This window comes from Streptomyces candidus (genome assembly GCF_014207445.1).
Taxonomy (GTDB): domain Bacteria; phylum Actinomycetota; class Actinomycetes; order Streptomycetales; family Streptomycetaceae; genus Streptomyces; species Streptomyces candidus.
The window spans coordinates 290,001-309,970 of sequence record NZ_JACHEM010000006.1; the positions used below are offsets into that span (position 1 = coordinate 290,001).

General features: G+C 71.2%; 20 protein-coding genes and 1 tRNA gene. 9 read left to right on the top strand and 12 right to left on the bottom strand.

Annotation, left to right across the window (positions count from 1 at the left end; genetic code table 11):
- Window positions 1–140 precede the first annotated feature (140 nt).
- Window positions 141–1,208, top strand: a complete 1,068-nt coding sequence (locus tag HNQ79_RS14410; protein WP_185030872.1) for a PAC2 family protein — start codon at window positions 141–143, stop codon at window positions 1,206–1,208.
- Between the two features lie 211 nt (window positions 1,209–1,419).
- Here HNQ79_RS14410 and mshC read toward each other — a convergent pair whose 3' ends face one another.
- The 4 genes from mshC to HNQ79_RS14430 all read right to left on the bottom strand — a co-directional run bounded on the left by mshC (window position 1,420) and on the right by HNQ79_RS14430 (window position 5,032).
- Window positions 1,420–2,649, bottom strand: a complete 1,230-nt coding sequence (gene mshC, locus HNQ79_RS14415) for a cysteine--1-D-myo-inosityl 2-amino-2-deoxy-alpha-D-glucopyranoside ligase (RefSeq protein ID WP_185030874.1) — start codon at window positions 2,647–2,649, stop codon at window positions 1,420–1,422.
- A gap of 164 nt (window positions 2,650–2,813) precedes the next feature.
- Entirely contained in the window at window positions 2,814–3,671 is an 858-nt protein-coding gene (locus HNQ79_RS14420; RefSeq protein ID WP_185030875.1) for an Rv2133c family protein, read from the bottom strand.
- Complete coding sequence (locus HNQ79_RS14425; RefSeq protein ID WP_185030877.1) at window positions 3,635–4,225, bottom strand: Rv2134c family protein; 591 nt, start codon at window positions 4,223–4,225, stop codon at window positions 3,635–3,637. Before HNQ79_RS14425 ends, HNQ79_RS14420 begins: the two co-directional genes overlap by 37 nt.
- 84 nt (window positions 4,226–4,309) lie before the next feature.
- A complete protein-coding gene (locus HNQ79_RS14430) occupies window positions 4,310–5,032 on the bottom strand; it encodes a histidine phosphatase family protein (protein WP_185030878.1) in 723 nt (240 codons plus the stop codon).
- A gap of 59 nt (window positions 5,033–5,091) precedes the next feature.
- Here HNQ79_RS14430 and corA point away from each other — a divergent pair, with 59 nt between their 5' ends.
- The gene (gene corA / locus HNQ79_RS14435) at window positions 5,092–6,084 is read left to right on the top strand and encodes a magnesium/cobalt transporter CorA (RefSeq protein ID WP_185030880.1); all 993 of its coding nucleotides are present in this window, start codon (window positions 5,092–5,094) and stop codon (window positions 6,082–6,084) included.
- A gap of 189 nt (window positions 6,085–6,273) precedes the next feature.
- On the opposite strand, the gene HNQ79_RS14440 is transcribed toward corA, so the two are convergent.
- A complete protein-coding gene (locus tag HNQ79_RS14440) occupies window positions 6,274–7,323 on the bottom strand; it encodes an LLM class F420-dependent oxidoreductase (protein WP_185030882.1) in 1,050 nt (349 codons plus the stop codon).
- A 163-nt stretch (window positions 7,324–7,486) separates the two neighbouring features.
- Between HNQ79_RS14440 and HNQ79_RS14445 the strand changes: the two genes are divergently transcribed.
- Both HNQ79_RS14445 and HNQ79_RS14450 read left to right on the top strand, forming a co-directional pair.
- Entirely contained in the window at window positions 7,487–8,470 is a 984-nt protein-coding gene (locus tag HNQ79_RS14445; protein ID WP_185030885.1) for an aldo/keto reductase, read from the top strand.
- Window positions 8,467–10,809, top strand: a complete 2,343-nt coding sequence (locus tag HNQ79_RS14450) for a helix-hairpin-helix domain-containing protein (protein WP_185030887.1) — start codon at window positions 8,467–8,469, stop codon at window positions 10,807–10,809. The genes HNQ79_RS14445 and HNQ79_RS14450 overlap by 4 nt, the downstream gene beginning before the upstream one ends.
- A 70-nt stretch (window positions 10,810–10,879) precedes the next feature.
- Here HNQ79_RS14450 and HNQ79_RS14455 read toward each other — a convergent pair whose 3' ends face one another.
- A complete protein-coding gene (locus HNQ79_RS14455; protein ID WP_185030889.1) occupies window positions 10,880–11,524 on the bottom strand; it encodes a hypothetical protein in 645 nt (214 codons plus the stop codon).
- 47 nt (window positions 11,525–11,571) lie between these two features.
- Between HNQ79_RS14455 and HNQ79_RS14460 the strand changes: the two genes are divergently transcribed.
- Window positions 11,572–11,760: a DUF5703 family protein gene (locus HNQ79_RS14460; RefSeq protein ID WP_005319466.1), complete on the top strand. Its 189-nt coding sequence runs from the start codon at window positions 11,572–11,574 to the stop codon at window positions 11,758–11,760.
- A 73-nt stretch (window positions 11,761–11,833) separates the two neighbouring features.
- Here HNQ79_RS14460 and HNQ79_RS34510 read toward each other — a convergent pair whose 3' ends face one another.
- The 3 genes from HNQ79_RS34510 to HNQ79_RS14475 all read right to left on the bottom strand — a co-directional run bounded on the left by HNQ79_RS34510 (window position 11,834) and on the right by HNQ79_RS14475 (window position 14,499).
- On the bottom strand, window positions 11,834–12,616 hold the full coding sequence (locus HNQ79_RS34510) for a chaplin (RefSeq protein ID WP_185030891.1): 783 nt from the start codon (window positions 12,614–12,616) through the stop codon (window positions 11,834–11,836).
- 140 nt (window positions 12,617–12,756) lie between these two features.
- Window positions 12,757–12,990 (bottom strand): chaplin, encoded by a 234-nt coding sequence (locus HNQ79_RS14470; protein ID WP_185030893.1) that lies wholly within the window; start codon window positions 12,988–12,990, stop codon window positions 12,757–12,759.
- Window positions 12,991–13,167: 177 nt separating this feature from the next.
- Entirely contained in the window at window positions 13,168–14,499 is a 1,332-nt protein-coding gene (locus HNQ79_RS14475; RefSeq protein WP_185030895.1) for a M20/M25/M40 family metallo-hydrolase, read from the bottom strand.
- Between the two features lie 206 nt (window positions 14,500–14,705).
- Between HNQ79_RS14475 and HNQ79_RS14480 the strand changes: the two genes are divergently transcribed.
- Window positions 14,706–14,793, top strand: a tRNA-Leu gene (locus tag HNQ79_RS14480).
- Between the two features lie 173 nt (window positions 14,794–14,966).
- On the opposite strand, the gene HNQ79_RS14485 is transcribed toward HNQ79_RS14480, so the two are convergent.
- A complete protein-coding gene (locus HNQ79_RS14485; protein ID WP_185030897.1) occupies window positions 14,967–15,746 on the bottom strand; it encodes a helix-turn-helix domain-containing protein in 780 nt (259 codons plus the stop codon).
- A gap of 640 nt (window positions 15,747–16,386) precedes the next feature.
- Here HNQ79_RS14485 and HNQ79_RS33735 point away from each other — a divergent pair.
- Window positions 16,387–16,563 (top strand): hypothetical protein, encoded by a 177-nt coding sequence (locus HNQ79_RS33735; protein ID WP_229923578.1) that lies wholly within the window; start codon window positions 16,387–16,389, stop codon window positions 16,561–16,563.
- Window positions 16,564–16,644: 81 nt separating this feature from the next.
- Window positions 16,645–17,274, top strand: a complete 630-nt coding sequence (locus HNQ79_RS14495; RefSeq protein WP_185030899.1) for a class I SAM-dependent methyltransferase — start codon at window positions 16,645–16,647, stop codon at window positions 17,272–17,274.
- Window positions 17,275–17,402: 128 nt separating this feature from the next.
- Here HNQ79_RS14495 and HNQ79_RS14500 read toward each other — a convergent pair whose 3' ends face one another.
- Together HNQ79_RS14500 and HNQ79_RS14505 are read right to left on the bottom strand one after the other, a co-directional pair.
- A complete protein-coding gene (locus HNQ79_RS14500) occupies window positions 17,403–18,071 on the bottom strand; it encodes an MBL fold metallo-hydrolase (protein WP_185030901.1) in 669 nt (222 codons plus the stop codon).
- On the bottom strand, window positions 18,068–19,156 hold the full coding sequence (locus tag HNQ79_RS14505; protein ID WP_185030903.1) for an S-(hydroxymethyl)mycothiol dehydrogenase: 1,089 nt from the start codon (window positions 19,154–19,156) through the stop codon (window positions 18,068–18,070). The genes HNQ79_RS14500 and HNQ79_RS14505 overlap by 4 nt, the downstream gene beginning before the upstream one ends.
- 298 nt (window positions 19,157–19,454) lie before the next feature.
- Here HNQ79_RS14505 and HNQ79_RS14510 point away from each other — a divergent pair, with 298 nt between their 5' ends.
- Window positions 19,455–19,958: a gluconokinase gene (locus tag HNQ79_RS14510; protein ID WP_185030905.1), complete on the top strand. Its 504-nt coding sequence runs from the start codon at window positions 19,455–19,457 to the stop codon at window positions 19,956–19,958.
- The last annotated feature ends 12 nt before the right edge of the window (window positions 19,959–19,970 follow it).

Here is a 19,970-nt window from a genome sequence, read left to right on the forward strand (position 1 = left end):
GGAGGGGTGGAAGACCGGGTCTCTCCACCGTGGCCGTTTTCGATTGATTCGGCGCCCGGAGGGCACGCTCTCGGCATGCGTAAGGTGGGGGTTCTGCTGTATCGCCCGCACAGGGGTGTTCCGGATGAAGGAGGCGCTGGGTGATCGAGCTCGACGGGGTTCCCGAGCTGGTCGACCCGGTCATGGTGGCCGCGTTCGAGGGCTGGAACGACGCAGGTGACGCCGCTTCGGCCGCAGTCGCGCATCTGGACCGGGAGTGGAAGGGCGAGGTGTTCGCGGCGCTCGACGCCGAGGACTACTACGACTTCCAGGTGAACCGGCCCACCGTCTTCCTGGAGAACGGGGTACGGAAGGTCACCTGGCCGACGACGCGGCTCTCGGTGGTGCGCACCGGCGGCGAGAAGCCGCGCGACCTGGTGCTGGTGCGCGGAATCGAGCCCTCCATGCGGTGGCGCTCGTTCTGCAACGAGATCCTGGGCTTCGCGCACGAGCTGGGCGTGGAGATGGTGGTGGTGCTGGGCGCCCTGCTCGGCGACACCCCGCACACCCGTCCCGTACCGGTCAGCGGGGTCACCTCGGACCCGGACCTGGCGCGCACGATGGACCTGGAGGAGACGCGCTACGAGGGGCCCACGGGCATCGTCGGCATTCTGCAGGAGGCGTGCACCCACGCGGGCGTGCCCGCGGTGAGCCTGTGGGCGGCGGTGCCGCACTACGTGTCGCAGCCGCCGAACCCGAAGGCGACGCTGGCCCTGCTGAACCGGCTGGAGGACCTGCTGGGTCTGCGCATTCCGCTGGGCGAGCTGGCCGAGGACGCACGGGCCTGGCAGGTGGGCGTGGACCAGCTGGCCGCCGAGGACAGCGAGGTGGCGGAGTACGTGCAGTCGCTGGAGGAGGCTCGCGACACCGCGGACCTCCCGGAGGCGTCGGGCGAGGCCATCGCGCGGGAGTTCGAGCGGTATCTGCGGCGGCGGGACCCGGGCGCCGGTCCTGGCGGCAATGTGCCGGGCGGCGGGACCGGTCACGCGACGGACGGCGCGGAGGGCAGTTCGTACCTGCGCGACGCGGCGAGCGGACGCACCCGGCCACCGAAGAAGCCCCGTACGGGCACGGACGAGGGCCCCGAGGGCGGGGAGGACACGGGCGGCGAAGGTCCGCCCTCCGGATCGGGTGCGGGTTCCGGGGATTCCGGGGGCGGCGGGGAGTAGCCGACCGCGCGGCATGGAACGTGCGGAGTCCCGAGGGGGCGGTGCCGGTTGGCGCCGCCCCCTCGGCGATGTACGGCCGGGGGACGGCCAACCGGTCGGGGCGCGGCGCGCGGGCGATGCCCGGGACCGGTCCGCACGGATCAGCGGCGTCGCGCGGTGGTTTCTCCCCGCCCGACGCCGCCGGTCTGTGCGTCCCGGATGCCGCCTGCGGCTAGAGCGCGACTCCGAGCAGCGCGTCCACGGCCCGCGAGATCACGCCCGGCGCGCCCTCCTCGGTACCGCCCTCGGCGGCCTGCAGTTCCGCCCAGCGGTCGACGGCGGCGAGTGCCGCGGGGGCGTCGAGGTCGTTGGCGAGAGCTTCGCGGATCTCCTCGACCACGGCGTCCGCCGACGGTCCGTCCGGGCGGGAGACGGCCGCGCGCCACCGGCCCAGCCGGGCCACCGCGTCGGCCAGCACCTGGTCGGTCCACTCCCAGTCCGCGCGGTAGTGGTGCGCGAGCAGCGCGAGACGGATCGCCGCCGGGTCGACGCCGTCACGGCGCAGGGCGGAGACGAAGACCAGGTTGCCCTTGGACTTGGACATCTTCTCGCCGTCCAGGCCGACCATGCCGGCGTGCACGTACGCCTGGGCGAAGGGGTGTTCGCCGGTCAGTGCCTGGGCGTGCGAGGCGCCCATCTCGTGGTGCGGGAAGGCGAGGTCGGAGCCGCCGCCCTGCACGTCGAAGCCCATCCCGAGGTGTTCCAGGGCGATGGCCACGCACTCGATGTGCCAGCCGGGGCGCCCGGCACCGAGCGAGGCGCCGTCCCAGCTGGGTTCGCCGTCCCGGGCCGCCATCCACAGCATCGGGTCGAGCGGGTTCTTCTTGCCGGGGCGCTCGGGGTCGCCGCCGCGCTCGGCGGAGAGGACGCGCATCGCCTCGGCGTCCAGACGGGAGACCTCGCCGAAGTGCGGGTCGGACTCGACGGAGAAGTAGATGTCGCCTTCGAGTTCGTAGGCGGCGCCCGCGTCCCGCAGCCGCTCGACGAGCGGCACGATGCCGGGTATCGCCTCGACCGCGCCGACGTACTGCTGCGGGGGCAGCATGCGCAGGGCGGTCATGTCCTCGCGGAACAGGGCGGTCTCGCGTTCGGCGAGGCCGGCCCAGTCGATGCCGTCGCGGATCGCGCGCTCCAGGAGCGGGTCGTCGACGTCCGTGACGTTCTGGACGTAGTGGACCTGCCGCTTGGTGTCGAGCCACACGCGCTGTACGAGGTCGAACGCGTTGTAGGTCGCCGCGTGCCCCATATGGGTCGCGTCGTACGGCGTGATGCCGCACACGTAGATGCGGGCGACGGGACCGGGGTCGAGGGTGATCAACCCGTCGGTCGCGGTGTCGTGGATCTGGAGGTCGCGGCCCTTGCCGGGCAGAGCGGGGACCTCGGAAGCGGGCCAGGCATGCATACGACGAGCCTAACCGGACGCATGTTCCGGTTACGACCCGGATCGGGATCTTGACCGATTACGCCGTCTTGCGCGCCGCGCATGTCAGGACAACCCCCGCCGGGGCCGCATGTCCGGACGAGGACCCGGACCGTATGTCAGGACAACCGGACAGGGCGCACGGTTCAGACGGGGGGCCACGGGATGGCGGGCCACTGTCCGCTCGGCCGCGGGTGCGTTCCGGCGGTCCGCAGCGCCGCCACTCGCTCCCGCAGTGCGTCCAGTTCCGCGGCCGTGACGAGTTCGGCCAGTCGGGTGGTGAGCGGCGCCCCCGGGGCGAGCGCGGCGGCGAGCTTCTCCAGTACGGACAGGGCCTCGCCCGGCAGCGGCTCCCCGGCCCAGCCCCACAGCAGGGTGCGCAGCTTGTCGTCGACGTGGAAGGTGACGCCGTGGTCGATGCCGTAGAGGCGGCCGTCCCCGGCGGGCAGCAGATGGCCGCCCTTGCGGTCACCGTTGTTGATCACCGCGTCGAGCACGGCGAGGCGTCGCAGGCGTACGTCGTCGGCGTGCACGAGGAGCGCGGTGCGGCCCTCGGCGACCTCCGCCAGGACCACCGGTTTCCACCCCTCGCCGGGTCCTTCGCCCTCCGCCGGTTCCTCCACGAGGGCCAGCAGCGCCCCGTCCTCGCCCGTGTCCTCCGCGGCCTCGATCCACAGCTGGCACATGCCCTCGCCGTACGGTCCGTCACGCAGCACCGTCGGCGGGATCAGCCCCCAGCCCGTCGCCTCGGAGACCTCGTACGCGGCGACCTCGCGCCGGGCGAGGTTGCCGTCGGGGAAGTCCCACAGCGGCTGCTCCCCCGCGACCGGCTTGTAGACGCAGGTCGCGGTGGAGCCCTCGTAGGAGATCTCGCAGTGCAGCACCGCGTTGGACGCCTCGCGGATCTGCCCGAGCACCGTGAGCTCGCCCTTGGTGAGGAGGGTCAGGACATCGGGGGCCGACGAGGTCACGCGCCTCGCCGGTATCCGTTCTGGCGCGGGCATACGTGTCCCTCCGGGTCGAGCGGCAGGCTGCACAGCGGGCACGGCGGGCGGCCGGCGTTGACGACGTCCAGAGCGCGTTTGGCGAAGGCCCTGGCCTGTGCGCCGCTGAGCCGTACCCGCAGCATGGGCGGACCGTTCTCGTCGTCCTGGAGCATCCGCTCCTCGGCCTCGGCGAGATCCTCGTCGGTGTCGACGTCGAGTTCCACCAGCGCCTGCGCCTCGACGACCATGCGCTGGTCCTCACCGTCCCAGGCGAGCGCCATGGTGCCGACCCGGAACTCCTCCTCGACGGGAGCGTCCAGCGGGGCGGTGTCGTGCACGTCGGCGGGGGCGACCGCGGGCACGGGGGCGTTGCCACCAGTACGGCGCACGACCTCGTCGAGGAGTTCGTCGATGCGCTCGGCGAGCGCCTCGACCTGGGTCTTCTCCAGGGAGACGCTGGTCACCCGGCCGGCCGCCGACGCCTGGAGGAAGAAGGTACGGCGGCCAGGCAGCCCGACCGTACCGGCCACGAAACGCTCCGGCGGGTCGTAGAGGAACACCTGACGGGACACGTCCTGATCTCCATCGGTTCGGGGGCAGAAAGGGACAGTGACAACAAATGGTTTACGGCGCGACCACCCTACTGTGCACGGCGATCACGGCGCCCCCGCGCCGCCCCCGACAGCCGCGTCGCCGCCGCCACCCGCGCCGCTGCTGTCCCGGCCGGCCGCGGCGGCCTCGCCCGGACGGGGGGCGAGGCCGGACAGATCACCGGTGTCGCCGAGGCGCACGAGAAAGGGCCGCAGCCTGGTGTAGCGGATCACGGTCAGGGAACACGGGTCGACGTGAATGCGCTGGAAAAGGTCGAGATGCATGCCGAGGGCGTCGGCGACGAGGGACTTGATGATGTCGCCGTGGGAACACATGACGTAGAGCGCGTCGGCGCCGTGTCCGGCGTCGATCGTGGCGTTCCAGTCGTGCACGGCGTCCACCGCGCGGGCCTGCATGGCGCGCATGGATTCGCCGCCGGGAAAGGCCGCGGCGGAGGCGTGCCGTTGCACCACGTCCATGAGGGGGTGGTCGGTCAGTTCACCGAGCTTGCGCCCCGACCACTCGCCGTAGTCGCACTCGTTGATCCGCTCCTCGGTGTGCAGCGGCACGTCCGGACGGGCGTCCAGCAGCGGTCGTACGGTTTCGCGGCAGCGCTGGAGGGGGCTGCTCACCACCGCTGCGAGGGGCAGTCCCGCGAGTCGTCCGGGAAGCGCCGCGGCCTGTTCGGTGCCGCGTCCGTCGAGAGTGACGCCGGGGGTGCGGCCCGCGAGCAGACCTGCGGTGTTGGCGGTGGAGCGTCCGTGCCGTACGAGGATCAGCGTGGCCATGTCCCTCAGCGTAGGCGGCCGGGCGCACCGGGGTGCGCGGGGGCCCGTACCCGGGGAGAATGCACGCCGTGATCGTCGACTGCGCCATTTACCGAGAGGGCTGCCGCACCGAGGGCCCGTCCGACTTCTCCGAAGCGCTGGAGGAGGCGCGGTCCGCGCAGGACCGGTTCCTCTGGATCGGTCTGCACGAGCCGACGGAGGAGGAGTTCGCTCTCGTCACGAGCGAGTTCGGGCTGCACCCGCTGGCCGTGGAGGACTCGCTGTCCGCACACCAGCGGCCCAAGCTGGAGGTGTACGAGGACTCGCTGTTCGCCGTCCTCAAGCCGGTTGTGTACGAGCCGCAGAGCGACACCGTGTCGACGGACGAACTGATGATCTTCGTCGGTGATTCCTTCGCGGTGACCGTGCGGCACGGCGAGGGCGCACCGCTGGCCGCCGTGCGCAAGCGGCTGGAGTCCGATCCGCAACTGCTCTCGCACGGGCCGACGTCGGTCCTCTACGCGGTGAGCGACGCGGTGGTCGACCACTACATGGAGGTCGCGGCGGAACTGCAGACCGACCTGGAGGAGCTGGAGGCGGAGGTGTTCGCCCCGCAGGGCGGTGACGCGAAGGGCACCGCGGCACGGATCTACACCTTCAAGCGCCAGGTGCTGGAGTTCCGCCGGGCGACCGGCCCGCTGGCGCAGCCGATGCAGCGGCTGTCCAGCCCCGGCCTGCCGTTCGTGCACGACCACGCACAGCCGTTCTTCCGGGACGTCAGCGACCACCTGACCCGCGCCAACGAGCAGGTGGACGGCCTGGACCGGCTGCTCTCCGACATCCTGTCCGCCCATCTGGCACAGATGGGCGTGCGGCAGAACGACGACATGCGCAAGATCTCCGCGTGGGCGGCGATGGCCGCCGTGCCGACGATGGTCGCGGGCATCTACGGCATGAACTTCGAGCACATGCCGGAGCTGGGATGGTCGTGGGCGTACTACGCGGTGCTGGTGTTCATGGCGGTGTGCGAGGTGGGCCTGTACCGCCTCTTCAAACGGCGCGGCTGGCTCTGAACGAGTCGGCCCCGTGACGCCGGGGCGCCCGCCGAGGGGGGTGCCCTCCCTCCGGAGGGCGGAAGGCGTAACCCGGGACCGTCTCGCGCGTTGTTCTGCATGACGGCCGTGGCGGGGAAGACCCCCGAGCCCCCACCACGGCCGCGGACTTCAACTCCCTTTCACCCCTTGCGTGTTGCTGCGCCGGGGTTACGCGAGTCCGGCGCACTCCAGCGCCTCGGTACCGGCCCGCAGTGCGGCGACCCGCTCGTCGAGCGTGAACCCGGCGGGAGCCAGCGTCAGCGTGGTGACCCCGGCGGCCGCGTACGCCTGCATCCGCTCGGCGATCCGCTCGACGGAGCCGAGCAGGGTCGTTTGGTCGATCAGCTCGTGGGGCACGGCCGCCGCGGCGCCCTCCTTGTCGCCGGACAGGTACTTGTCCTGGATCTCGGCGGCGGCCTTCTCGTAACCCATGCGCTGGGCGAGGCTGTTGTAGAAGTTCTGCTTGCGGCTGCCCATGCCGCCGACGTACAGCGCGGTGTACGGGCGGAACATGTCGGCCAGCGCCGACACGTCGTCGCCCACGGCCAGCGGCAACGTCGGGCAGACGTCGAAGCCCTCCATGGTTTTGCCGGCCTTCTCGCGGCCCGCCCGCAGCGGAGCGAGGGCGGTCTCCTCCAGGTGCTCGGCGGAGGGGAAGATCAGCAGCGCGCCGTCGGCGATCTCACCGGTCTGCTCCAGGTTCTTGGGGCCGATCGCGGCGATGTAGAGAGGGATGGTCTCGCGCTCGGGGTGCACGGTCAGCTTGATGGGCTTGCCGGGGCCGTCCGGCAGCGGCAGCGTCCAGTGCTGCCCCTCGTACGTCAGCCGCTCCCGCGACATGGCCTTGCGGACGATCTCGACGTACTCGCGGGTCCTGGCGAGCGGCTTGTCGAACTTGACCCCGTACCAGCCCTCGGAGACCTGCGGCCCCGAGACGCCCAGGCCGAGCCGGAAGCGGCCACCCGTCAGTGAGTCGAGAGTGGCGGCGGTCATCGCCGTCATGGCGGGCTGGCGGGCCGGGATCTGCATGATCGCGGACCCGACGTCGATGCGCTCGGTCTGGGCGGCGACCCAGGAGAGCACGGTGGGGGCGTCCGAGCCGTACGCCTCGGCGGCCCAGCAGACGGCGTAGCCGAGCCGGTCCGCTTCCTTGGCGACGGCGAGATTGTCGCCGTCCATGCCCGCTCCCCAGTAGCCGAGGTTGATCCCGAGCTGCATACGTCGCTCCCTCTTGCCGTCGCTTCTGCCGTGCGCTCTTACTGTCGTACCAACCAGTAACGTCCTGGTGCGGCGGACTCTAGCGCGGGTACGGCGATCCGTCAGCCACGGGTTGTCCACAGGCACCCTTCGGAGCCAGGGACGGCCCAGTAACCTCGCGGCCATGGAGCAGAGGCACTTCGGCCGCACGGGCCTGCGCGTTTCGAGAATCGGGCTGGGCACCCTGACCTGGGGCCGCGACACCGGTGAGCACGACGCCGCCGACCTGTTGAAGGTCTTCTGGGAGGCCGGCGGCACGCTCGTCGACACGGCCGACGTGTACGGGGACGGCGACGCTGAGTACGTGCTCGGACAGCTCGTGGAACGGCTCGTCCCGCGCCGGGACCTGATCATCGCCACCAAGGCGGGCAGCGTGCCCGATCCGGAGCGCCGCTTCGACGGCTCGCGCGGGCACCTCCTCACCGCGCTCGACGCCTCGCTGGAACGCCTGGGCACGGACTACGTCGACGTGTGGCAGGTGCACGCCTTCGACCCGGGCACCCCGCTGGAGGAGACCCTGCAGGCCCTCGACATCGCAGTAACCAGCGGCCGGGCCCGCTATGCCGGAGTCTCCAACTTCTGCGGCTGGCAGCTCGCGAAGGCAGCCACCTGGCAGCTGGCGGCACCGGGCGTACGGACCCGGCTGGCCAGTACGCAGATGGAGTACTCCCTTCTGCAGCGCGGCGTGGAGCGCGAGGTCCTGCCCGCCGCGCTCGACCTGGGGATCGGCCTCCTCCCCTCTTCGCCGCTCGGCCGGGGCGTGCTGACCGGCAAGTACCGGCACAGCACCCCGCCCGACTCGCGAGGCGCCTCCGAGCACCTCTCCCCCTTCGTCGCCCCCTACCTGGACGACGCGGCGGGCCGCATCGTGGACGCGGTGGCGACGGCCGCCGACGGGCTGGCGGCGACCGCGCTCCAGGTGGCGCTGGCGTGGGTGCGGGACCGGCCCGGGGTGGTCGCCCCGATCGTGGGCGCGCGCCACGCGCAGCAACTGGCGGCGGCATTGTCAGTGGAGGCGCTTAGTCTTCCCTACGAGATCCGCCGAGCGCTGGACGACGTGTCCGCGCCCGTGCACCGCTATCCCGATCAGGACTGGAGCACGCTGTGACCGCGCACCCCCGGGGGGAGACCCCCGTCCCGGAGGCCGACCCCGAGACCGCCCCCGCGGCCGGGACACCGGACGACGACACAGCCGCCGCGGTTCCCCCGACCGGCGCGGAGGCATCCGAGGCGGAGGGCGAGGCGGCTTCGGCTTCCGCGGAACCGACCGATGCGGAAGCGACCGATGCGGAAGGGACGATTACGGAAGCGGCCGAAGCGGCAGCGGCCGACGCCGCCGCCTCGGACGACGAGGCCCCCGCCTCTGCCCCCGCGGCCGACACCCCCGCCGTCCCCGTGCTCTCCGAGGCGGAGGCCGAGCTGGCCGCGCAGCGCGAGTTCCGGGCGAAGATCGAGAAGCGCAAGGCCGAGAAGGCCGCCATCACCGCCGGGACCAAGCTCAGCGGGCGGGCCGCCGACCTCCTGGCCGCGGTGAAGGCGGTGGAGAGCGGAGCCAGGCCCGCCGCGGCGTTCGTCACGGCCCCCGCGCCCGCGACGCCCGCTGCCGCCGCACCGGCTGTCGCCCCCGCTCCCGTACCGGCGCAGGGTACGAACGCACCTCCCACGGCCCCGCCGCCGGCGGCCGTGGCGCCGGAGACCGTGGAGGACGTACGGGGCGTACTGACCGCCGGAGGGGCGCCCGAAGCGCTCGCCGCCGGGGTCGCGAAGGCACTCGGCGAGCAGGCCGGACGACTGCTGCGCGCCGATCCCTGGCAGTTGCTGGCCGTACCGGGGGTACGCCCCGAGCAGGCCGACGGGTTCGCCCGTGCGCTGCTGGGCGGCGAGTGCGGGCCCGGCGACGGGCGGCGGACCGCCGCGCTCGTCGGCTGGCTGCTGGAGCGGGCCGCCCTCCAGGGGCACACCGCCGTCGCGACGGAGCAGGTGTGCGCGGCACTCGCCGGGCACGCGGTGCCGGACCCGGCCGGGGCCGTGGCCGGTGCCGTGGCGGAAGGCGTGGCCCTGTCCCTGCAGGACGGCGCCGAGTCAGAGGAGGCGTACACGGAGGAGGACGAGGACGAGGAGGCCGTGCAGGGCGGGGCCCCCGACGCCGAGGAGTCGCGGGCCGCGCCCGCACTCCTCGGGCTGGACCGGTACGCGATGGCCGAGGAGAGCCTGGCCGAGGGCCTCGCACGGCTGGTCGGCTCGCCGGTGCCGGACGCCGGCGAGTGGCCGACGCCGCCGGGCTCCGCCGGTGAGCTGGTACGCGCGGTGGCGGGCCACGGGCTGGTCGCCCACACCGGCGGCGAGGCCGCCCGCGCGGAACCGGCCGCCCTGCTGGCCGCGGCGCACCGCCTGGGCCTGCGCGCGTACGCGGCCACCCACAGCGCCGACGGCCGCACCCGTGTCGCCGAGGCGCTCGGTGCCGTCGGCGAGGGCGACGCGCCCGGCGGAGCTGTCGTGACCCTCGCCGGTCTCCTGTCGGGGGCCGAGGGGCCGGGCAGGGACGCGGACGGTGCTCTCGACCTGGACCTGCTGGTCGTGCTCGACGCGCCGCAGCTCGACGTGGAAACCGGCGCGGTGCTCGTCGAGGCGCTGCCGGACGGTGCCCGGCTGGTACTGAGCGGCGACCCGGGCGTGCTGGCCTCGGCGGGAGCGGGACAGGTCTTCGTGGACGTCCTGACTGCCCGCGCCTGCCCTCAGGTCGCCTCGCGCACGCCCGACCCCGGGCCGATCGGCGAACTGGTCTCGGGCATCGGCATCGGCGAGCTGCACCAGGTCGACGCTCCCGGCAAGGAAGTGGTGATCGTACCGGTGCGCGACGCGGGCGAGGCCGTGCACCGCACGGTCCAGCTCGTCGCGGACTCGGTGCCGCGTGCCTTCGGTGTGCCGTCCGGGGACACCCAGGTGATCACCCCGGGCCATGGCGGTTCGGCCGGCACCCGGGCGCTGAACGCGGCGCTCAAGCAGCGTCTCAACCCCGGTCCGGGCCGCTTCGGCGGCTTCGACGCGGGGGACCGGATCGCGTACGTGCCCGTCCCGGGCCGGACGGTTCCGGGCACGGTGCTGGGCGCCGACGCCCAGGGGCTGCGGCTGGACTGTGCCGGCACGCCCGTCCTCGTACCGAAGGAGCAGGTCGAGACGGCCGTGCGGCACGCGTGGGCGCTGACCGCGCACCAGGCGGCCGGGATGCGCTGGCCCGCGGTGGTCGTGGTGCTGCCGGGCGACGCCGCGGCGGCCCTGGACCGCCCGTGGGTGTACACGGCGTTCGGCCGGGCCGTGCAGCACCTGTCGGTGGTGCACGGTGTGGACCAGGCGCTGCCCAAGGCGGTTGCCGAGGTTCCGGCCAAGCGGCGCACGACCCGGCTGGCGGAGCTGCTGCGCCCGGTGCCGGTCGAGGCACCCGCGTAACGAGGGGGCGGAACAGGGGGTGGGGGTGCGGGGCCGACGAGCCCCGCGCCCCCACCCCCTTCGTGGCCGCTCAGGCCTCTTCGAGGTCGTCCATCTCGTCGTCGTCGAAGACCGAACTCACGTCGAAGCGGCAGATGACGGCCTGCGGGTCCGCGCCCTCGAACGGGGAGCTGAGCCACTCCCCCGGTTCCGGCAGCTCCTCCACGGCCGCGACCCACAGCGTGGAGTCCCCCTCCTCCAGGCCGAACTCCTTGTGCCTGGAGGCGATCTCATCGGGTTCGTACTCGCCGAAGAGGACGCCCAGCGCCGCCTGCACGCTGCCGCCGACGACACCCGCGGCGGCAGGCAGGCCGTTGGGGGCGACGTCCGGGTCGAGGTCGGCGATGCGCTGCGCCTGGGCGAGCAGGCGCTGCGGCTGGGCCACGGCGTAGTCGCGGCGGATCAGCACACTGAGGGCGTCGACGGGCCCTTCGTGGGCGGGCAGCGAATCCTCGGGGCTGGGGATCTCGAACGGGGTGACTTCGTCGTAGCGCTCGTAGAGCAGCTCGTCGTATTCTTCCGCGGCCGAGGCGAGTTCGTTGAAAGCGTCGTAGACGGCGGGATCGTCGTCTCCGGATCGGCGCTCGACCGCCTCAAGGTGGCGGTCCAGCGCGGCTTTTACCGCCTCGGCGGCGGCGCGTACCTCGGCAGCGGTGGGCTGAGCGGCATCAGACATGGGACAGACGCTATCCGTAGACGACCTCTGCCCGCACAATAGATGCGATGCCGGAATACGAATTTGTCGACGTGTACGTCCCGCGCGGGGTTTCCCGCAAGGAAGCGACGCGTCTGCTGACCGACCATGCCGAGTACGGGCACTGGGAGCTGGACCGACTGAGTCTGCACCGGGACGGGAGCCGCCGGGTGCGGTTGCGCAGGCGGATCATCCGCCAGGTGCGCGCCACCTGGTGAGCGGCTGCCGTTACGGAGCGGGTCCCGCAACCCGGGGGCCCGCTCCGTAACGCCGTTCGGCGTTCCTGCCGCGTCACGCCGCCGAGCGCGCCCGGCGGTAGAGGACCGCGCCCGCGAGAAGCAGGCCCGCGCCCACGGGGACCGCGATGCCCAGTGCATCGGAGGCGCCGGTCTGTGCCAGCCCCTCGGTGCTCTCGGTCTGGGCGACGGTCTGCGCCTCCGGTGCGTTCGGGGCGCTCGGGACGCTCGGATCGCTCGGGATCGCCCGGTCGCGCGGCTGCCCCGGGTCGCCGGGAGTGTGCGGGGTGGCGGGCTTGACCGGGTTCTTCGGCTCGTCCGGGGTGCGCGGCTCGTCCGGGGCGGCGGGGCCGGACTGGTTGGTGCAGCCGTTGCCCATCGTCGGGTTGAGCAGCCCGATGACGTCGACGCTGTTGCCGCACGCGTTCACCGGGAGGTGGACCGGCACCTTGACGTTGTTGCCGGAACCGACGCCGGGCGAGTCGCTGGTGTCGCCGTGGGCGGACGAGCCGCGCTCGGTGTGCGTACCACCGGTGCCGGGCTTGGCCGGTCCGGGCCGGTCGGACTGTCGGGGCTTTCCGGGCTTGGCCGGCTCCGACTTGTTGGCGCACTTGTTGCCCATCGCCGGGTTGAGAGCCCCGACGACGCTGACGGTGTTGCCGCAGGCGTTGACCGGGGCGTCTACCGGGACCTGCAGGGAATTGCCGGAGAGCACGCCCGGCGAGTTCGACGCGGTCCCGTCGGCACCTGAGTCGGCGTACGCGTGACCGCCGCTCAGAGCGAGCACACCACCGGCGGCCGCGAAGCTGATGAGACCTTTTTTGGTGACCTGACGCATTCGTTCCCCTGTCTCTGCCATTCGAAGTGCCCGCGTACCTTTGTGTCCGCGGGCGAGAAACCCGGAACGGCCCCGGAGTGCATGGCGCGCACTCCGGGGCCGCCCGGGTAGTTCAGCCCCTCATGGGGTCATGTAGTACGTCAGTGATTGACGCAGGTGTTGCCGAAAGCCGGGTTCAGCAGACCGATCACGTTGACCGTGTTGCCGCACGCGTTCACCGGAATGTGGATCGGGGCCTGCACGACGTTGCCCGAGAGGACGCCGGGAGAGTTCAGCGCGGCACCCTGGGCACCCGAGTCGGCGACGGCCATGCCCGCACCCGCGAGAACGAGACCACCCGTAGCAGCCGCAGCAGCGACGATCTTCTTGATCATTGTTGTTCCTCCTAGTTGAAAGGCGCGATCCCAGCCGCGGACCGCATCACCTGTAACGAGGAGAAACGGAGGGGGCTACGACTCGGCACACTCATTCACTCTTTCCACTCAAGGGGAACGTTTGAGTGAATATCGGCACACCGTGTTGCCCCGGCCGCCGTACCGGGCAGCGAGGCTTCAGCAGTCGTCGAGGAACCGGTCCAGTACCCGCGCTCCGAACTTGAGCCCGTCGACCGGCACCCGCTCGTCCACGCCGTGGAACATGCCGGCGAAGTCCAGCTCCGGCGGCAGCCGGAGCGGCGCGAAGCCGAAGCAGCGGATACCCAGGTCGTCGAAGTGCTTGGCGTCGGTGCCGCCGGAGAGCATGTACGGGATGGCGCGGGCGATCGGGTCGTGGGCGCGCAGGGCGGTCTGCATGGCGTCGACGAGGTGGCCGTCGAAGTCGGTCTCCAGCGCTTTGTCGCGGTGCGAGCGGGCCTCGTCGATCTTCACCCGTGGACCGAGGATGCGGGCCAGGTCGGCGTGGAACTCCTCCTCGTACCCGGGCAGGAACCGTCCGTCGACGTGGGCGCTCGCCTGGCCGGGGATGACGTTCACCTTGTAGCCCGCGTCGAGCATGGTGGGCGCGGCCGAGTTGCGGAGGGTGGCGCCGACCATCTTGGCGATGCCGCCGAGCTTGGCCAGGGTCTCGTCCATGTCCTCCGGGTCGAGTTCGGTGCCGAGCGCGTCGGAGAGCTCGTCGAGGAAGGACCGTACGGTCTTCGTGACGCGCACCGGCCACTCGTAGCGGCCGAGCCGCCCCACCGCCTCGCACAGCTCGGTGATGGCGTTGTCCTTGTTGGTCATCGAACCGTGGCCCGCGGTGCCGTCCACCGTGAGCCGCATCCAGTTCATGCCCTTCTGCGCGGTCTCCACCAGGTACAGCCGCAGGTTCTCGTTCACCGTGAACGAGAAGCCGCCGACCTCGCCGATGGCCTCTGTGACGCCCTCGAAGAGGTCCGGGTGGTTGTCGACGAGATGGCGCGCGCCGTACGTGCCACCCGCCTCCTCGTCGGCGAGGAAGGCCAGCACGATGTCCCGCGGCGGCTTGCGGCCGGAGCGCATCCGGTCGCGGACGACCGCGAGGGTCATCGCGTCCATGTCCTTCATGTCGACCGCGCCGCGCCCCCACACGCAGTCCTCGGCGATCTCGCCGGAGAACGGGTCGTGCGTCCAGTCCTGCGCGTTGGCCGGCACGACGTCGGTGTGGCCGTGGATGAGCAGTGCCGGCCGCGTCGGGTCCTCACCCTCGATCCGGGCCACGGTGGAGGCCCGTCCCGGATGCGACTCGAAGATCTTCGGTTCGAGACCGACCTCGGCGAGCTTCTCGGCGACGTACTCGGCGGCCTTGCGCTCCCCCGGCCCGGAGTGGTCGCCGTAGTTGCTGGTGTCGATGCGGATGAGGTCCCGGCAGAGGTCGACGACCTCGTCCTCGCCGGTCACCTTCCGCGTCGTGTTCGACTCGCTCACGCTGCTTCCTCCCACTGCGTTGCTGGTGGTCCCCCTCATCCTCCCGCTCCCGGCCTCCCCGCCCAAGGGGGGTCCTCCCCCTCGACGTGCCCTTCACGCAGGTGGGAGGGCGTGGCGGGGGTGGTGAGGGAGCACTCGAAACCCCTGGTATTGTTTTCTACGTCGGAACGGGCCAGCGCAGAGCGGCCCTGTACGGCAGACACCTTGTCCGGGTGGCGGAATGGCAGACGCGCTAGCTTGAGGTGCTAGTGCCCTTTATCGGGCGTGGGGGTTCAAGTCCCCCCTCGGACACCAGCTGAGACCCCACTTCACGTGGGGTTTTTTGCTTTTCCGGGCTGTGGCCTGACCAACAGCCCGGAGCCCTGATCTGACCTAACGAACAACCCCAGAACGCCCCCGCTGTTACAGCGGGGCGTTCCTTTGTTTCGGGGCCAGCCAGGCGGGTCCTACCCAAGGTGCGATGGGGCTCATGACTCCGGTACGACCAAATGGCGTTCGATGCTTGCCTTGGACGTGGACCGGTCGAGGAGCCGCAACTCCCACGGCCCCGTGTTCACGTCGAAGTCCTTCCCGAACCCGACCCACTTCCCTGCCATCCGGCGGCCAGTCGGCTCGACAAGAAGCTGGATCGCCCCGTGATAGCGAGCCCCGTTGTAGTAGCCGTCAGCGGCGGTCTGCTCCGTCCACGACCCGGTGACGACGTTCCGGTCCACAGTGAGGTCAAGGTGAATCGGGCTGTCCGGGTTGCTCGACGCCCCCGGCAGCGACTCGACCGTGAGGCGGTTTCCACGGTGCACCACAAGCACATGATGAGCAGCCGTGAACGTCTGCTCCCGGCTGGACGAGAAGAACTCGTACCGGCTTAGCCAGATACCCGAGAAGTCGTCTCCCTGGGGCTGAGAAGCCGTCGCAGGGTCTCCATCGGCCTCCGTGCTCCCCGCCCCTTCTGCTTCCAAGTCGTGACCTCCTGTCCCGTCCTCGTGGACGCGCGAGCCGGGCACGGCGAGAGCAAACCCTAGGGCTTCAGCCGGTCGGCCGGTGGCCTTTTCCAGGGCACGGGCGTACGCAGGTCGGCATGTGCGAGTCTGCCCCGACTCCCACCGCTGAACGAGCCTCTTGGAAGCGTCGTTTGGTTCACGGAGAGCCTTACCGGCCTCCCTGATCGCCTTGGCGAACTCATCCTGGGACAAGCGCATTCCGATACGTACGGCGCGCAGAACATCATTTGTCTGAACCGTCGTCGTCATGATCTGAGGCTAGCGCTGAGGCTCTCTGAATGACACCGGTTTGACGCCTCTCGGGTGACGCCTGTCCGCCACCTAAGCGACGTCTCGAACGTCGTCGTTATGTCCCGCTCACGCCGCAACGATGGACGGCATGTCCATCCGCATCAGCACGTACACGGTGAGAGCCGACGGCACGCAGACCACTCCGCGAACGTTCTACTGGGGCGACGGGGAGGGGCCGCTCGTTTCGAGCACCATGCCGATCTGTTCTTGCCCCAGGTGCCGGGGTGTGCGTCCTGTCCGGAGCACCACGAACAGTGGAGGCAAGAGAGCATGAGCACGTTGATCGTGGTCCGAGAGCCGAGGGCGTACATCACGCCGGACGTGTGGGAGCGGGAGGTATCCCTTCTCCTGCGTAATCCGGAGAACACGCGGGAGTTGGCGGAGCGCAAGTTCGGTCAGGCTGTCGCCTTCGTGATGACCTGCGGTGAGAACCCGGACCTCCTCATGGGCCCGTCGAAGGCCGTGGACGAGGCGTGGCACTCGTTCATGCTCGACTCGATCCAGTACCACCACTTCACCAACCGGCACTTCGGCCGGTACATCCACCACGTCCCGGAGCCCGCCCGGTGCCGAGGGCGACACCAAGTGCGGCGGCGGGGTGATCGACGCGGACGGACACGACCCGAAGACCGGCAAGCCCTTCGTGCTGGCTCAGACGATCAAGGCCATCAAGGCGGCGGGGTTTGAGATCGACGCCGACTTGTGGGGCATGGCGGACGCGGCGGACTGCAACCAGTGCCACGCCGGGTGTCACGACTCCCCGAAGAAGCAGTAACGCCGTCTCGCGGCTGATTGGCTGGGGCTCATCCCCGTACGTCGGGGGTGGGCCCTCCCGCATGGAGAGGATCAACAAGCAATGACCCTGGCTGAGTCCTGGGACCGATACGCGGTCGGCAGTAAGCCACGTAGGACTACGAACGCCCGAGGTGAGACGACCTGGCTCAACTGGACCCAGTACCCCGACCACGGGCCGAACGAGCGCGTTCTAGGGCCGGTGGCGGGCCGATCCGTGTTGGAGCTGGGATCGGGAGTCGGATGCAACCTTGCTCACCTTGTGACGCTGGGGGCTACAGGAGTCGGTGTGGACGTGGCCCCGGCCCGCAAGGAGAAGGCGCGGCAGGAGTGGGGTCACGTGGCGGGGCTTGAGTTCCGGACTGCGGAAGCTACGGCGTTCCTGGCTGACACTTCCGAGACCTTCGATGTGGTGCTTTCGATCTTCGGCGCAGTGTGGTTCGTGGACCCGGAGAAGCTGCTCCCATTGGTCCGGGCTCGTATGGCTACGGGTGGCATCCTGGCGTTCTCCCACCTCCCCCCAGGCAGCCAGGCACCCCGGCCCGGTAAGGCGGGGATGCGACACGACCACACTCCGGGCGAGTGGGTACACATCCTCGGATCGCACGGATTCGGAGACGCGGACGCCACGGTTCTCGCCCCGCCGCAAGGTGCGGAGGTAGCAACAATGCTGATTCGGGCCGTGGCTTCCTGACCCATTTGAAAGCCCGTTGGACACGTGACCAACGCATGAGCATGTCCGGCGCGGGGACGTCGCGGAGGGGGCCGCTCGGGCTGAGCGGCCCCCTCCGGCGTGGGCGGCGGCGGTCCGCGGTGGGGCCGTCAGTGTCCCCGGGCGATCCAGTCGGCCAGTTGCGGGGCCTCCGCGCCGATGGTGGTGGAATCGCCGTGGCCGGTACGGACGGAGGTCTCCGGGGGGAGGGTCAGCAGACGGTCGCGGATCGAGTCGATGATCGTCGGGAAGTGCGAGAAGGAGCGTCCGGTGGCTCCGGGGCCGCCGTGGAAGAGGGTGTCGCCGGTGAAGACGGTGGCGAGTGCCCCGGAGTGGAGGCAGACCGCGCCGGGGGCGTGGCCCGGGGTGTGCAGGACCTTGAGGACCGTACCCGCCACGGGGATCTCCTGACCGTCCGTGAGGGTGCCGTCGGGGGCGCGGTCCGGGTGGGTCTGCTTCCAGAGGGGGAGGTCGTCCTGGTGCAGGAGGATCGGCGCGCCGGTGGCGGTCGCCAGGGCGGGGGCGGCGTCGATGTGGTCGTTGTGTGCGTGGGTGCAGACGATGGCGCGCAGGGTGCGGCCGTCGAGGGCGGCGAGGATGGCGTCCGCGTCGTGGGCGGCGTCGATGACGACGGCCTCCGAGTCGTCGCCGACGATCCAGACGTTGTTGTCGACGTCCCAGGTGCCGCCGTCGAGCGAGAAGGTGCCGGAGGTGGTGAGGTGGTCGATGCGGACGGCATCTGCGGGGGCCGTGCGGTCGGTGGGGTCCGTGGGGCTCATGCGAACGTCACCACCGAGCGCAGTACGTCGCCCTCGTGCATGCGGGCGAAGGCCTGCTCGACGTCGCCGAGACCGATGGTCTCCGTGACGAACGCGGCCAGGTCGATGCGTCCCTGCTGATGCAGGTCGATGAGCATCGGGAAGTCGCGGGAGGGCAGGCAGTCGCCGTACCAGGAGGACTTGAGCGCGCCGCCGCGGCCGAAGACGTCGAGGAGCGGGAGTTCGAGGGTCATCTCCGGGGTGGGGACGCCGACGAGGACGACCGTGCCGGCGAGGTCGCGGGCGTAGAAGGCCTGCTTGTACGTCTCGGGGCGGCCGACGGCCTCGATGACGACGTCGGCGCCGTTGCCGTCGGTGAGCCCGCGGACGGCCTCGACGGCGTCGGTGGTGAGGGAGTTGACGGTGTGGGTCGCGCCCATGGACTTCGCGGTGTCGAGCTTGCGGTCGTCGATGTCGACGGCGATGATCTTCGATGCTCCGGCAAGGCGGGCGCCGACGATCGCGGCGTCGCCCACTCCGCCGCAGCCGATGACGGCGACCGAGTCGCCGCGGCCGACCTGGCCGGTGTTGATCGCCGCGCCGATGCCCGCCATGACGCCGCAGCCGAGCAGGCCCGCGACCTCCGGGGCGACGGCGGGGTCGACCTTGGTGCACTGGCCCGAGGCGACCAGGGTCTTCTCGGCGAACGCGCCGATGCCCAGGGCAGGGGACAGTTCCGTGCCGTCGAGCAGGGTCATCCTCTGCCGGGCGTTGTGGGTGTCGAAGCAGTACTGCGGGCGGCCTCGCAGGCAGGCCCGGCACTGGCCGCACACCGCGCGCCAGTTGAGGACGACGAAGTCGCCGGGGGTCACGTCGGTGACGCCCTCGCCGACGGACTCCACGACGCCCGCGGCCTCGTGACCGAGGAGGAAGGGGAACTCGTCGTTGATGCCGCCCTGCTTGTAGTGCAGGTCGGTGTGGCAGACGCCACAGGCCTGGATCTTCACCACGGCCTCGCCGGGGCCCGGGTCGGGGATCACGATCGTCTCCACCCGTACCGGTTCGTCCTTGCCGGGCGCGATCACGCCACGTACCTGTTGCGGCATTTGCGGTCCTTCCTGACCTGGGGGGTGCCTGACCTCGCAATATGTCCGACCATACGCCGGTTGGCCGGTCCCTCGCCGGGGGACGTCCGGCCGGGGCGGGGCGGCGACGTGTCGGTACGGGACGGCCTCGCGCGCGCTCTGTGCTCGCGTGCCCACGAGGACCGGCGGGGGCGGGGTCCGTCGGCTCGGCATACGCACGTACGTACCCTTGCCCGCACGGAACACCGTCTGGCCGGTGCCGCTACGGGTACACGGGGCCTCGCGGGCGATCGGATCGGCAGAGGGAACGGACGGGCTGATGAATTTTCCACACGTGGTGGTCGTCATGGGCGTATCGGGCACCGGCAAGTCCACCATCGGGGCGTTGCTCGCCGACAAGGTGGGCGTCGCGTTCGCGGAGGGCGATGACTTCCACCCGGCGGCGAACGTCTCGAAGATGGCCGACGGCATGCCCCTGGACGACGCGGACCGGTGGCCGTGGCTGGACCGGGTCGGCGAATGGTGCGCCTGGCGCGGGGAGTTGGGGGGTGTGGTGAGCTGTTCGGCGTTGAAGAGGGCGTACCGGAACCGGCTGCGGGAGGCTGCTCCCGCGGTGCTCTTCCTGCACCTGGCCGGGGACCGGGAGCTGATCGAGCGGCGGATGGCGGCCCGCGAGGGGCACTTCATGCCGGTGGGGCTGCTGGATTCGCAGTTCGCGGCACTGGAGGAGCTGGGGGCCGACGAGGCGGGTGTGACCGTCTCGGTGAACGGGACGCCCGAGGAGATCGTGGGGCGGGCGGTGGAGATGCTTGCGGCACGGTAGCGGGGCCGGGGC